The sequence below is a fragment of the Vibrio azureus genome (assembly GCF_002849855.1).
Lineage (GTDB): Bacteria > Pseudomonadota > Gammaproteobacteria > Enterobacterales > Vibrionaceae > Vibrio > Vibrio azureus.
This window is the reverse complement of record NZ_CP018618.1, coordinates 19,754-33,906: the sequence shown is the minus strand read 5'-3', so window position 1 is coordinate 33,906 and position 14,153 is coordinate 19,754. Positions and strand designations below refer to the sequence as shown.

The 14,153-nt window shown below is 42.4% G+C and carries 10 protein-coding genes; 1 reads left to right on the top strand and 9 read right to left on the bottom strand.

Annotation, left to right across the window (positions count from 1 at the left end):
- Positions 1 to 251: 251 nt before the first annotated feature.
- Positions 252 to 842, top strand: a complete 591-nt coding sequence (locus BS333_RS20985) for a hypothetical protein (RefSeq protein ID WP_021709049.1) — start codon at positions 252 to 254, stop codon at positions 840 to 842.
- Here BS333_RS20985 and BS333_RS20980 read toward each other — a convergent pair.
- The 9 genes from BS333_RS20980 to traC all read right to left on the bottom strand — a co-directional run bounded on the left by BS333_RS20980 (position 829) and on the right by traC (position 14,153).
- The gene (locus BS333_RS20980; protein WP_021709050.1) at positions 829 to 1,479 is read right to left on the bottom strand and encodes a DUF2726 domain-containing protein; all 651 of its coding nucleotides are present in this window, start codon (positions 1,477 to 1,479) and stop codon (positions 829 to 831) included. The genes BS333_RS20985 and BS333_RS20980 overlap by 14 nt on opposite strands.
- Positions 1,480 to 1,545: 66 nt before the next feature.
- Entirely contained in the window at positions 1,546 to 2,463 is a 918-nt protein-coding gene (locus BS333_RS20975) for a hypothetical protein (protein ID WP_021709051.1), read from the bottom strand.
- Positions 2,464 to 2,741: 278 nt separating this feature from the next.
- A complete protein-coding gene (gene traN, locus BS333_RS20970) occupies positions 2,742 to 7,523 on the bottom strand; it encodes a conjugal transfer protein TraN (RefSeq protein WP_021709052.1) in 4,782 nt (1,593 codons plus the stop codon).
- Positions 7,524 to 7,558: 35 nt separating this feature from the next.
- Positions 7,559 to 8,230 carry a hypothetical protein gene (locus tag BS333_RS20965; RefSeq protein WP_021709053.1) on the bottom strand — a complete coding sequence of 224 codons (672 nt, stop codon included), beginning with the start codon at positions 8,228 to 8,230 and terminating at the stop codon, positions 7,559 to 7,561.
- A gap of 144 nt (positions 8,231 to 8,374) precedes the next feature.
- Complete coding sequence (locus BS333_RS20960; RefSeq protein WP_021709054.1) at positions 8,375 to 8,821, bottom strand: lytic transglycosylase domain-containing protein; 447 nt, start codon at positions 8,819 to 8,821, stop codon at positions 8,375 to 8,377.
- Between the two features lie 15 nt (positions 8,822 to 8,836).
- A complete protein-coding gene (locus BS333_RS20955; RefSeq protein ID WP_021709055.1) occupies positions 8,837 to 9,871 on the bottom strand; it encodes a TraU family protein in 1,035 nt (344 codons plus the stop codon).
- A gap of 10 nt (positions 9,872 to 9,881) precedes the next feature.
- On the bottom strand, positions 9,882 to 11,033 hold the full coding sequence (locus BS333_RS20950; protein ID WP_021709056.1) for a TrbC family F-type conjugative pilus assembly protein: 1,152 nt from the start codon (positions 11,031 to 11,033) through the stop codon (positions 9,882 to 9,884).
- Positions 11,027 to 11,578, bottom strand: a complete 552-nt coding sequence (locus BS333_RS20945; RefSeq protein WP_033003512.1) for a S26 family signal peptidase — start codon at positions 11,576 to 11,578, stop codon at positions 11,027 to 11,029. The genes BS333_RS20950 and BS333_RS20945 overlap by 7 nt, the downstream gene beginning before the upstream one ends.
- Positions 11,571 to 14,153, bottom strand: a complete 2,583-nt coding sequence (gene traC / locus BS333_RS20940) for a type IV secretion system protein TraC (RefSeq protein WP_021709058.1) — start codon at positions 14,151 to 14,153, stop codon at positions 11,571 to 11,573. Before traC ends, BS333_RS20945 begins: the two co-directional genes overlap by 8 nt.

Below are 14,153 nucleotides of genomic sequence, written 5' to 3'. Positions count from 1 at the left end.
ATTGACTTTAACTATATTCATTGCATAAAAATAGAATACAGTCCCCACACCTAAGATACTTGTAAAGATAATTAAGATAAATTAATGCCTGAAAATTTTATTTATTTTCTCGATAGTGCTATCATGCCCAACCCAATAATCATGAACGATGCCAGCAATTTTATTGCTTAAATTGTTCTCTTCCTTCTCTATTACGGTATTTTATAGCTCGAAATGTAAAATTCGCCGTTTAAATAATATTGAGTGTGCACATGGATATCGTCATTATTGAAGATCAACCTATCATAGCAGAAGCGATTTGCCGAGACTTTCAAAAAACATCTAACGGCACTCTTACCATCACAACACTAACTACCCTAGAAGAACTAAAACAGTTTGATTTTAATAGCTGTCAGTTCATCATTAGTGATCTGTATTTAGGCACGTCAATTCACGAAACTATGCATGAGCTGTATAAGCTACGAGCGTTACACTCAAACGTATCCATTTCTATTTTTACCCAATCAACAGACATCCCTAATCTAGAAGCTTTCCTAGCACTTATAAAAGCTAATCACCTGTTTGATAAACGTTTCATCAGTGACATTTCCCATATTGTTTTACATGAAGAACCTCAACAGTTTCACGCGAACAAGGCAGAGCTAACCAAAGCGGAAGCGTTCCTGAAAATTGATGGTAATGCTCAGTCAATCTTGGAAGAACTAGCCAAGCATGAGCCTCTTACCAGCATTGCAATTGAAAGTAACAAAAGTAAGTCTGCAATTTCACAAGTCATCAAGCGAATAGAAAACCAGATAGGCTCTAAACGCCACTTTCTGCAATTGTTCTTTAAACAATTTTAATAGGCTCGGTGCTAAAGCCACAAACCTCACAGAGATAATAGTGCTTCCCCTTTTGCAATCCCTTTAAATCGATCTTTTGATACTTCTCAGATGAGCATTTTGGACACTTACCACTATCATCCCAGAGGGGGGCCTGTGTGGTATTTGTGTTCTCATACTTGGCAATACTTTCCAATATTCCATCGATCTCTTTTTTATATGACCTGGATGCTTTGACGCGAATGAATGGAATTTTAGCACTTTTAAAAACCGAATCCTTAACCCTATCTCTTTTCTTCGCTGCCGCTGAGTTATGACTCCTGTCATCTAGCTCAATGACACATAGAATCTCACTTGTTTGTTGATCAATAAGTACAAAATCAACATGCTTCTTAGCAATGGCATTGAACGCCCCAATGTCATTGCTATTTTTTGGTAAGCAAATATCAGCTAAGCGCACCTTACACGTAATATAGACCCCGTTTGGTAGTTTCCTTAATAGCTGCTTGAAGAAGTTTTGTTCACTCTTTGTATTTAGATTTCTAACTGGTTTGTAGCCACCATGCTTCTTTGTTCCTTTCGTGCCAATCAATACGCTTAGTACAATGAATAGAGCAATTGCTAACCAAGCATTGGGATTATTCAGTAAGTTTTCCATTTTACCTCCGTAAAAAAGCCCCTCATTTGGAGGAGCTACCATATTCTTGTTATTGTCTTCCGACATTTATGGTTTAATGAACTGGTATTGCTGCCCCTGCGTAAAGATTGACGGTACAATTACTGAGTTATCAACGTAAGTTTTTCCATTCCAAGAAGTCTTTGGAAAACTTGGTACGTAAATGTAGAACCCTTCTGGTAGTTGGGCAGAATATTCTTTATAGAACTCCACTGTATCTATTGGACTGACTTCTACTGAGTAAACGAATGGCATAGGCGGCTTGACAATAACCTTACTCCCCGCGACTCCTGAATCGCCAATAATACCGTAAGTCAACTGAACCTCATTTTTACCATCTATTGATGTTGCTGCTTCAGCTATAAACTCACCATTTAGCTTACTTTCTTTACGATTAACTAAGCTAAAGGGAGCCGACTTTCCTGACTTTTCAACCCAAAACGCATCATAAGCACTTTCAGGTTTTGGTGATATTTGCGTCACCTGACCATATTGTGAAAGCACGTGGTTTCCTGCTTGTTTCATGCTAGTCACAATAAATTTTTCAGCCTCGAGATTGCTGGCGTATTCGCTCTTAGGCAACTCAACAAGCAATCTAATTTGATTACTTGGGGTATGGCCTGACTGTGCTAGGTTCGCTACCGAACCTCCTGCCACAGTTATAATGCCTGTTAGGTCACCGGTAGCAATGCTTAGCAAACCATTGCCAAGTGATACATTACCGCCACGATATTCACGTAGACTAGTTTCAGCCGATTCAATTTCTGCTGGCGTGAAGTCTTTTAACGGACTCTTTATTGTTGAGCCATACCAGTAGTCTTTTGATAGACTTGTCTGTTTGGCTATGTTGTACGCTTCACTGTGAGCGTTGTCATATGGCAAGTGTATATAGTCCTGCTTAGGTGCATTCACACACGCCGTAAGAGAAACTGTACTAAGCAATATTGATAACGTTTTTAAAGACATAATTCCCTGTACCTATATTAATTTAGTTATTCTTATTGTACTATCGAAGCTTACTTTCCTAACTCCTTTTAATCACTCTCCCATCACAGAAAATGACACACTCTATATTGTTTTTATTTATTGATTCTTGCACTAAGAGTTCGCCCAAAACCCCTAAACTCTCTAGCCTAAATTGACAATATATTGTTCTGTTAGAACAGATATTGGACTTAAAGTAGTCTTCTAGCGTTCTAACACAACTTGCGAAAGCGACATCGTTATTACTCATTGCTCACCTATCAATTATGTTGCTCGTTCCAAGCGTCTTCATAAGCGTCACGACGAACTTCGTCCACATCAATTGCATCAAATCTTTCAGTGTTTTTCTCTAACACATTCTGGCGCTCTGTCTCAGGGGTTTCGCCATAGTTTAGTAACGAACCTCTACCGGTTAAACGCTCAATATCAATAACGTCATCTTGAATAAAATTATCAGTCTCAATCAGTATCCCTACCCATTCATCTAAATTAACTTGATCCCAATCGACGTTGCCAATGTCTTCTATGCTTAGTCCCGAACAATTTGGGTTTTTCGCGCTGCCCCAAGACAAACCCATTTGAGGCTGCTGATATATCTGCTCCATCAAAATACGCGATAGCGGGGAGTCATAGGCACAGTATGATTTTCTCTTTTCAAGACATGCCCCTAGAACTTCGGTCTTACAGTACGAACCAAGATAATGAGCTGAAAGTAGCTCCACTTTCATAGCTAAATCGAGTTCTTCTTCCTCACAGGCGAAAATTATGTTTACGAGCAAATTGAAGACTACATATGCCAAATAAGCATAATAGCAATACATAAGAGCCTGTCCCGCAGCGGCCATTTGCGGTGATGCTCCAAGTATTGCATTACCGGCAGAATCGATCCCTGCCTGCTGAAAGAACATCCCCGCAACTTCAGCACCAAAGGTTTCCGTTAGAAATGTGTTCGTATAGGACATCATAGATTGAGCAATTGCATTCACTGCACCTTCACCTACCACTTCTGTTCCTTGTTGAGCAACCACATCAGCACCAGACGTAAATGTGCTCTGTACTGCATCAAAAGCTGTACTAGTGGCTTCGCTAGCCCAATTTGAAGCGATGTCCCAAACTCCCGTATATCCCTCTAAGCCAAACACCTGCCCTGTGATGGAGTCCATACTCATCATGTGTCTTGTCAAAGTGATGTAATCACCAAGCGAAACGGTGACTGGCGATTCACAACAGTCCTGCATGCCACCAACCGCTTGCTTGCATTCCATTGCCTCACCTTTAAACAGTTCACATTGAACATTCGTTGTACCTTGACCATCAGACGGTGCACTACTAGACATCCCCCCTAATAGCTGGCTTTGTCCTTGAGCAAACATCGCCTTTTGGTAATCAAATGTTTGAGCTGCATATTCAAACTTCTCACCGATGTATGCATTCATTGTGTCTTGAGTGACACTACCTTCTGGCTCTGCAACTTCTTCTGCATAAGCTGTCGGCAAAAGTGCTGAAGCAAGATAAGAGAAAGGAGCCACGGCATACGCTATTAAAGCCTGAGCCTCATTAGGATTGTTGCCGTCAATGTCTGCGTTCGACTCCAACTTGGTTCGAACTTTTGCTAACGGGCTAAGAGAGCCCGACATACAACGGTTTTCGTCGTCACTCCACACAGGAAAACTACTTGGACATGATTGCTCTACATCAACTTCCAATCGACACGTATTACTTGGGGCGTGATAGCTAGTACCCTCAGTGTCACAACTCAATCTGGGTTGAGTGCTAGTTGCTAATTCACACTGACCAGTAATAGTGCTGTACGCATACCCATCAGGACAGTTTGGGGCTGACGATATCTCTTTGTAGCAAAATCCATCCTGGTACTCATATCCAGTTTGGCATTGGGGTTCACTTTCAACAATCCTCTTACACTTATTCGCCACAGGGTCATAACTGTATCCTGTAGTGCAAATTGGTGAGGTATCAATTTCCAATTCGCACTTATTCGTTGTTAAATTAAAATGGTATCCGGTGTCGCAAATAGGGTTGCTATTTATTGTTTTTTCACATTTATTTGTTTCAATGTTGTACCCATAGCCCGCTTGACATAAAGGAGGCTCACTATAAGACTTTCCACACAACCCTTGAGAACCATCCCCTATAACAAATCCGTCAATTGCATTACACGGGGACTCTACAGGACTGTGGCAGATTGTAGACTCCCATATTTCACATATTTTTTTCCGGCCAGAGCTCATATTAGTGCACTCAAATTCGCCAACTTTAGTACCCGGCAGACTACAACTTAACCCCACTTTCAACGCAGCCCACATACCTCTAATTTCTTCGCCATTCCAATAATACGAAGTAGACCCAAATTGACTGCCGGTCGTGTAACTGCATCGGTTATTCGATGTTGGCCCTCTACATTCTGCATCCTTACTTACACATTTAAGTCCCTTTAACTCAAATCCAGACTTACAACCGAAAGGGTGCGTATCTATACCTTGACACTTTCCCTCACGTAGCCTGCCACCCTGACGACATAGTGCAGCTGATGTCAATGTGGCACTACACATACCACCCTTCAAAGTCTGACCTGACGGACAAGAGGCGTTTTGTACTAACAGACCATTACAACGGTCATTGGATAATGAAGAGCCTGACGGACACTGAGCTCTGCTATAAAGAGTCTGGCTACAACGTCCAGTTGATGAATTGAATGATTGACCTGAAGGACATTTCACAGGTTTTGTTAGAGTCGCAGTACAAATATCATTAACCAAATCCATTGGATCATCACAAGTGGCAACGTCATACAGTAGCCCCTCACAAACCCCCGTTTCAGGATTATAGTTTTCGTGTAATTTGTCACAATTGTAAGTCACCGGAGTTTCTAGGCGGCAAAAATCATCTTCGGAGCTCCATAGATCATTGCCTTGGTGCAGCATGAACCCATCGGAACAGGTTACGATAGGAGGAACTTCACAGTAACCAGTGTTTTCATTCAGTTCATGCTCATCTGAAGGGCAAGTGTTTGGGGTAGGTTCGCTTACTGTGTTGGTACACACCTCATAAAACGTATCTGTACCAACATTTTTACGAGCTTCACCGCAAGTGTAAGCTGAGTCATTTTTGATGAGCGTTGTACAAGTCAGAACGCTGGGTTCGTTTGCAACAACCATGTTGTTGAGTAGGACTTGGATACCATCACGGCGGCTTACGGCAAAGAAGTCGTTATCTGAATAAGTACATGCTGTTTGAGCCAAACATTTACCAGAAGTTTTATCGTACACTGAACCAGCGGGACAACTGGGAACCGGCTCATATCTATCAGGTGGATTGACTGGATCAAATGGTCGCTCCGGTATACCTTCGCAAGTCATGTCTGCTTGCGCATAGCGAAGCATTTCAAGATAGGCGTTAACCTCACCAAAATCATTGTTCGCCAAATCACGTTCAGGGCTATAACAAGATTCACCAATACATTGAATCTGGCCATCACAGCGCAAAACTTCTTCTTCGTGTGTCGTACCCGTCGAAGCATCGAAACCACAATCGTAAGTATCTAGCTGCACGTAACATTCACCGCTAGCACCTTCGGCTCCTTCAACACACTCTGTTTTGATATAACTACATGTAGAGTCATTTTCATACTGAGCACATTGGTTGTTTTCAACGGTATCGTTGTCAAAGCAAGTTTCTACACCTTCGATATTGGTTGTACAGATTTGCCCCTCGTTAAAACCACAATTGCTCTCGATATCAATACGCTGACAAAATGGACTAATGCCCAAGTCAGATAGTGGATTGTCATCAAAGTTTTCTTCGCACACTCGTATACCGTTAATCACGGCGCATCCGTTTTCATCAACGGTGGCTGGCATATTCGCACAAGTAAATGAAGCTTCACAAAAGCCATCATCTGCTTGCTTCTTTATCGCGTAGGCTTTATCGATCTGCTCTTGGTCTGACCAACTTTCTGCATAGACCAAGTCACTAGCATCGTAGTTAATCGTAATTTTGGCATATCCTTCACCGTTGCCCGACACGGACGTTCTATTCTTAAATGTCAGGATTCCTTTCTCTGGTATACTACGAAAAGAGTTCAGTACGTTAATGTTTGGTCTTTTTACCCAACTATTGCTCAGCTCACAGCGTCCATCAGTTTCAGGCGGGAACTGATCGGGGTATGGTCCGTTATAAACCTTTTCACCATTAAGATAAATTTGAAACCAGTCATCAAATTTTGCGTAGTCAACAATTGCAGATTGAATGGCTTGAGGCTGGATTACCTCAACCTGCATTTCTTGTTCATAGATAGTACAATTTCCAGACCAATAATTGTCTCCAATAGTACCTAGCCATAGTGTCGTACAGCCATCACCACAAGAAGCAATGTTCGTTGCACCTGAATGATGCTTAATCACCCCTACTTCATACTCATGAAAAATGCTGTAGTTATCTTCAATTGCTGGCAGTCGCTCACATGTCTTATACACTGGAACATGGTAGGACTTCCCATTGGACACTAACTCTTTATCAATTGTGCAATTAGCAAAATCTTGAGCAATGACTTCTAGATTATTGAACACATCGTCTGTAGCTGCCCAAATAGGATCATTCGTTAAGTCAGGTTTTTGGTTTGAGATTGATTTCTTTAGAATGTGGTAAGCGCGTTCGCCAGATGTTTCAGCCGTAGCTAGAGTTTTTTCCTCATACTTTTTTTGCGCGGCTTGTCCCTGCATGATGGTTTGCGCATCAGACCCATACACATCTACCCCTGCCGGTAGATAATCGTTATCACGTTGCCCCGTAATTTGCTTCTGGCTCATGTACACTTGCCCATCTACCAGAAGATTACCTTCAGCATCATAGGTAGGGTTTGCTCTCTGATTAAGCATAGATTGACCAAATGAGTTCGCATTAGCTATAGCCTGGTCAAACTCCTGCTGAGCATATGCCATGCGTAACGGTAATAAAGTGGTTGTGATCATAACCACGTAGCTAATTAGTCGCCCTACGACCCCATCAAACCTATCTCTTAACATCAAGCGAACCCTATCTTGTTATTTAATTGTGCTGCTTAGGCGCTGTAAGCGACTGGTTCATCTTGAACATCATCAGTTTTTTCAAGTTCCGCTGATTGCACAGCTTTCGTAGTATCCAAGACTTCTTTCGCGATCTCTTGAGTAACACCAATCTGCTCTACAGATTCAAGAACCTCTTTTTCCTTACCCGCAGATTGAGCTAGACGCATAGCTGTTTGGGATGCATTGAGTACATAGCGCGACACATTACGCATGTGACTCTGAAGTGACTTTTGTCGGCCTTTACGCTCACTCGACGGAATGTGTCCGTTTAACCAAGCCTGTTCAATCAAACTCGTTAAGATGTCGAACTTTTTGATAAGTTGAATATACTGTCCACATAAGGGCGAGAAGATTAGGTATTCTTCAGAAAACTCTTGTGTCCAGACGATATCCATCATCCCACCGTCTTCAACAATCTTGTTATAGTGGTTAATCTTCTTGTTGAAAAACTTCATTTTTTCATCAAACAGATCAGCTACTTTTTGGTTAGCGGCTTCACTTGTCGCCTCATCACTGATGTAGAACAGGATCACATCCAACGCATAAATTGCGCTCAGCGTTTTATTCATATACGTTTCAACCGCATTGATAGCTGACTCCGAATTAACGCTTAGAATCTTCTTTATTGCGGGGCGTGAATACTTACGCTTTTCAATAGTAGCCATATCTATTTCTCCGTTGATTGACTTGAATTGTTTTCTATTTGGAGCTGCTTCATTCCGTCTATGATTGTGAATGGTTGACCACATTCAATTGCTGATGTACATCCAACCAAGCTGACCAAAATCATTACGTTTAAAAGCCACACTTTACTCATGTGTCATGTTCTCTAAGTTCTGTTTGACCAAGGCTATGTAATGTTGCCTTGCAGCTTCTTTTTCCGGTGTGTTCTTCCAACCTGCGTTGTAAGCCCCCACCGCTTTCCATCCGTCCGATGTAATTTCAAAGTTACCGGCCAATATCCACGCAGACACCAATGTGTTTTGGCATGGATCATTAAGCAAACTCTCTTTAGTGATCCCGTACTTTTTCAGTTTCGGAAACCACCACGAGTTGATTTGACATAAACCGTAGTCAGTAGTCCCATCGCTGTTACCGCCATTGATGGCATTTGCTCTCATGCTTGATTCTGTAAAGCACACCGCTTTTAGCAAAGGAACGCTTACATCAAAGCGTCTACCCGCTTCATCGAAGCAGAAAGACCACGCTGAAAAAGAAATCGCGTAACAAGCAACCAAAGCCCTTCTAAGTAACATTGTTCGCACCTCACATTAGTAGTAGGTGGTGCAGCAATCGTTGTATCGCCACAACATATAAATCGCGTCTTCTTGTGATGGTATATTTCGCCATTCTCCCCACTGTAGAGATGGTTCACCTATCTCATGTGCTTCCTTTCTTTCCGCTACGGGATACATCATGTTCATTTTGTATTGTGATTTTGGAATAGTTGGGAAAATCGGAGCATCACACAGAGCATCATCACCAGTGGTTTTTCTCGCTAGTAGTCTTCGGTGTAGAGCTGCAACTGAGCGCGTTGCCAACAAGCTTGTTTTTGTTGCTATAGAACTCTTAGTCGATATAAATCCAGAAAGGGGATAGATACCACCCCATGCCCCTGCGCACCAAAACAGCTCATCCATTGACTTACCAATAGCCGCAGCAGCCCCATCAGCAAGACATGACGCTAACGCAATAGGATTACCAAACAGCGCCGCTTCAGGGTTAGCAAATGCCGCCAATTCAGCATCATTCCATGTTGGATCGAGTTCGCTAACATAAAGTAAATCCATAGACATAAATCCATCACCACAACGATTAGCGACAACCATTTCAAGCATTAATAGCAAGGGATAAGCAAAGTAGTGATAGTGCCAAAAAGCGTTCTGAGCACCTTGACCACCCTCTTGCTCATTCTGTCCAGTAGACCCCATCATGCGACCATTAGTCATACCCATTTCTGCACCACCTAGTGACATCATGCAGTCGGGTTCACGTACCAACTCAATCAGCCTAGCCGGTTCATACATTGATTGTGTAAATCCTGGTACTGCTATTCCCAAATCGTCTTCACATGCGCAAAATGCTTTTTTTGTAGCGTCACTAGGCGCACCATTCCCACTTGGGCTGAGGTTGACTCCTGATAATCGGATTGGATACATGGCATTCCACGGAACGTCAGTAAACATAGAGCCATCTAATACCCCACCATCACGACATTCACCGAGTTGTGCTATGTCGTCTGCTAATGTCATTTCACTGAACGTAATTGCTCCTAGAGCAACAGCTAACGCTACTTTCTTGAGCATATAAAAAGTCTCAGTCTTCCATTTTGGTTTCGCTGATCACAAAGACTTTTCTTTGATGATCAGCAGTTACGATGCTTGGTACGACTTGCAAATCAAACGCTGTGACTAGCTCTGGTTTTAGCTGATACACAGATGTATTGAGTTGCCTTTCTACCGACTTAACAGCATCCCATTTGAGGCTTCTATCGAAACGTGTAGCGATAAATTTGGTTCGTAGCGGTGATTCCGGCAATGACTGAACAAATTCCATTTGCTTACGGTCAGTCGGATCGAATACGACTAGTCGTTGGGTAAATGGGACGGTATTCAGGCGGTTGATTCTCTCTCCTGCGAACGCAATAACACTACCATTCGGAGTGACGATATCTTCACGGACAACCACTTCAGGCACAAAGCTGCGTACTAGTGTTTCAGTAGCGTTCGGTAAAGCAGTAAACGCTACGTTATCCCAAAACTTATCCTTTGCATCAGCAATCAACGCTTCCTTATCGAGCAACGCTGCACGTTCTTTTAGAACCTCAGTTAAATCTCTTTCTGATATCTTAACCATGCTCCCAAAATTTCCTAAGTCACCTCGTTTTCCCTTTTCAAACTCAGTTTTTAGGTAGTTAGGGTTAGCTAATCCAGCAGCAAAGAGAACAACCGAGTCCCCTTTGTACATTAGGATTTGAGGCGCATATTCAGCGTTAATGTTTTGGAATGGTCGCGGATCTAGATTCACGTTCGGAACTTCAGGAAGGTCTTTAATAAGTCCAATAATTCGCTTACCAACATCGGTAATTGTCTTTTCTGTTGGCAAGATACCTCTTACAACAAAAGACACATCGTTGCGGTGAGACAACGATTTGAATAGGTGTTTAAGCTCGCGTTGTCCCATAGCGTCACTAACTAAAATCACATAGTGGATATCGGCTTTTGGCTCAATACTTTCTTGCTGTTCGGTTGCCACTTCAGTTGCAAAGGTTACCGAGTGTATTGATTCATTTTTACGCAGCAATTCGTTCATGTACTCATCACCCAAAACTTTCTGTCCTTGGGTTAATGAAGCTTGTTTGGACTGAACAATGCTTTTAGGCATGCTGGAATATTCGGTGCTGTTCCCAGTTAATGCAGTACCGGACAATAAAATAAGGCTCAATAGTGTTCGTTTAGCAGCTACCATAACGGAATCGCCTCACCCACGATTTCATTGATATCTGCCGTTCCCCAATAACGTGAATCAAAACTACGCTCAGCCGGTGCAATGAAAAACACTTCGTTATCTTTTAGGCGGTAGCTCTTATACAAATCTGCCTGCTCCACACCAAGCTTATCTATCAATGGGTAGCCATCAGTAATGCGCTCATTATTAATGAAAACTCCTTTCGCATTCTGAATGACCTCATCACCTGGCAACCCTACTGCATATTTCGTTATAAGCATGTTGTCCTGATAGAACGGTGTCATACCCTTTGCTTTAAACGTATAGATTTTTCCATGCTCAATTTGACCGTACTTTCTCTTTAGTAAATACACGGAAAACTCAGGGATACATCTCTCACTAGCGTCCATGCCATCAATCACCAATAAATAGTGCTTAGTTAGTGTTGTAACTGCTAGGTGGAACGTAAAAATCATAGCAATTGCAACCCAAACCATTTTTATCGGGAAACTCAATGGATGAGCACGTTTAATGTCTGTTCCTGTCATCACACCCTCACTACTCATTGACCACCCCATCATCTCCTACCAAGTGAAGCGTTGGCTTACTCTTACTCGGCATCTCAAGGACTTGTGCATCCATCATAGAAATAGTTTGAGTCACAGGCTCATCTAGAAATTCAGGGCGTTCTACAGGAAAGCGGATCATCTGCCGATCCTGTGCGACCTGCTTCATGGCTTGTGATAGTGGAATGTTATTTTGGGTGTACGATTCAATCGCATGGTTATCTTGCGCTCGTGTTGAGTACATCATGATACGAACCGGATCTACAATAAGCCTTCCGATACCCATGCCCGCATTGGTATTGAAGAAAATCTCAGAGTAATGCCCAATTTCAGTAGTTACCTTCTTCAACAACTGATAACCAGCCGGTGGCAATGCCATCAAATCGTCCTTTTTAGCATTAGCAATGGTTGAATCTTTTTGCTTCAGAATAAAGGTGTTTGCTGCGTTCTCTGCAATCGCTTTACCTGATGACGATTTTTGCAAGTCCATAATTGACTGTGTAACGACAATGCCGCACCCGCCATACTTACGGAAGCGTCGGAAACCTTTTTCAACAAATGCTTCAACAGCTTTTGAGTTACCAAGCAAGTCCCAAGCTTCGTCAATGATCACCAAACGTTTTACGTCACGGTTTTCTTTGAACTCGTGGTACATCGAGTGCGAGATTTGAACCATCAATAGGAAAAGAACTACCGCTTGAAGGCGAGGACGCTCACTCAAACCATCCAATTCGAGCACGTTGAAGTTCCCATTGAACTCTACGTTGTGTGGTTTATCGAAATACTTACCAAATTGCCCATCAGAACAAAACGCACTTAGCTGTTTGCCCATGTCACGAACGCGAATATCCTCGTCTTCTAAGCATTTAGCGCGAATATCGTCAATCTTGGCCGACTGACGTTTCTCATTCCAAACCTGAGTTAAGATTCGCTCCATTTCTGAAGACTGTAGATCGGTCGGAGACTCTTTCGTGAATGCCATAGCAATCAAACAACCAGACAACATTTCCAAAGAATCAAGAAATGCTTCTGGATCGGAGTCATCAATCATTGTGAAAGGGTTAAGGCTTAGGTCTGCACCTGAGCCAAATGCAGTAAAGCTACCTCTGAGACTGCTTGAAAGTTTCTTGTAGGATTCACCTGCATCAATCGTCCAAACCTTATTACCTGTGTTGAGGTATGAGCGAATAATTTCGTTAGTTAGAAATGACTTACCAGCTCCCGACTCTGCAAAAATCACACAGTTAAAGTTAGTTTTTGAATCATAAAGGTCAATATTCATCAACTGCCCTGTTCGACTCACAAACTGTAACATTGGGGTTCCAGTACCTTTCCACTCAGCAAAGAGAGGAAGTATTGGTAGCGCATGGTTAGAAGCCATCGTGAAGTAGCGACGAGACTGCGCTACAGCATGGTTGCAAGCCCCAAACGGCATCAATTGGATGAATGACGGTACAGAGAATGAATCCTCTGACACCATCGTTACCCCTGATTGTTTCATGTAAGACTGTAAGCCAGTGATACCCGCTTCAGCATCTTCTTCAGTTCGACCAAAGACAGCAGCCGAAAGCGTGACTTTTATCGCTTTCCCCTTGTCTTGTAAAGATAATGAAAGTTCTTCCAAGTCAGCTTTCATATCCCTGATTTTTGGGGCAAAGTTAGTCAGTGAACTGAAAGATTGTTTGATGTAATGACTTTTCTTAGTCTCTATTTGACCTTTCTCTTTTGCATGATCAGCGTAATGAATGTTCACGGTGATCATGAAATTCTGGTTTACACAGCCTTGTCCATCGAATGGATCACCAAACCACTTAAATGCTTGACCGGTAAAAGCTTTACGGGGAAAACGACGAACCGTGAGCATTTTCACAAATGTAGGGTTCTTTTTACTACCAAGTACAACCCCATCCTGTGTTTTGAACACACCAGTATTATATTGAACAAACTGTTCATTAAGCGTACTAAACTCATCAACAGGTAGTTGTTGCGTAGTTCGCCACTCAGCGTTTTCTTGCCAATTCATGACCGTATTCATAATATTGACCAGCATTACGCTGTTCATTCGCCGTGGTGCAAGCTGTGCTTTAATCAAACGCTGCTCCATCGTTCTCTGAATGGATTGAATAGTCTGAATATCTTCAGGATTAACATCTAATGACTCTACAGGCAGTTTGAATGTCACAAGAAGTTGGAAGTTGCGTACTTTCGTATTCTGAACAACCTCGGCCGAATCGCGTGTAGCTGACCATAGATAGCCTAACGCATTGTCATGAACCTCTCGATGCAAAGCCTCTCGGCAAGATCTTCTCAGATAGTCAGAACCTTTCAGGAACTCCCTAACATCAGGGCTAGCCCACAAAGAAAAGCTAAGCAAAGATTTAGTAGGGTACGGATCTTGAGATAATAGCAATTCGATTGTTGATAGCATTTGTGTGTCCCAACCACTAGTTGGCTGACAAACGAAGCTGAACGCCAACATGTTGTCATCGCACAAAAACAGGTCTGTATCAGCATCAAACGCTAGCGGTCGAAATAAACGACTTGCTTCATTTTCATTAAACTTATAATCAAACAT

Bases quoted from the DNA above. Each gene is read 5' to 3' on its own strand.
- BS333_RS20950 (WP_021709056.1), bottom strand. From the start codon at position 11,033: ATGGTAGCTGCTAAACGAACACTATTGAGCCTTATTTTATTGTCCGGT.
- BS333_RS20965 (WP_021709053.1), bottom strand. From the start codon at position 8,230: ATGGCTACTATTGAAAAGCGTAAGTATTCACGCCCCGCAATAAAGAAG.
- BS333_RS20945 (WP_033003512.1), bottom strand. From the start codon at position 11,578: ATGAGTAGTGAGGGTGTGATGACAGGAACAGACATTAAACGTGCTCAT.
- BS333_RS20985 (WP_021709049.1), top strand. From the start codon at position 252: ATGGATATCGTCATTATTGAAGATCAACCTATCATAGCAGAAGCGATT.
- traC (WP_021709058.1), bottom strand. From the start codon at position 14,153: ATGTTTGATTATAAGTTTAATGAAAATGAAGCAAGTCGTTTATTTCGA.
- BS333_RS20960 (WP_021709054.1), bottom strand. From the start codon at position 8,821: ATGTTACTTAGAAGGGCTTTGGTTGCTTGTTACGCGATTTCTTTTTCA.
- BS333_RS20980 (WP_021709050.1), bottom strand. From the start codon at position 1,479: ATGGAAAACTTACTGAATAATCCCAATGCTTGGTTAGCAATTGCTCTA.
- BS333_RS20975 (WP_021709051.1), bottom strand. From the start codon at position 2,463: ATGTCTTTAAAAACGTTATCAATATTGCTTAGTACAGTTTCTCTTACG.
- traN (WP_021709052.1), bottom strand. From the start codon at position 7,523: ATGTTAAGAGATAGGTTTGATGGGGTCGTAGGGCGACTAATTAGCTAC.
- BS333_RS20955 (WP_021709055.1), bottom strand. From the start codon at position 9,871: ATGCTCAAGAAAGTAGCGTTAGCTGTTGCTCTAGGAGCAATTACGTTC.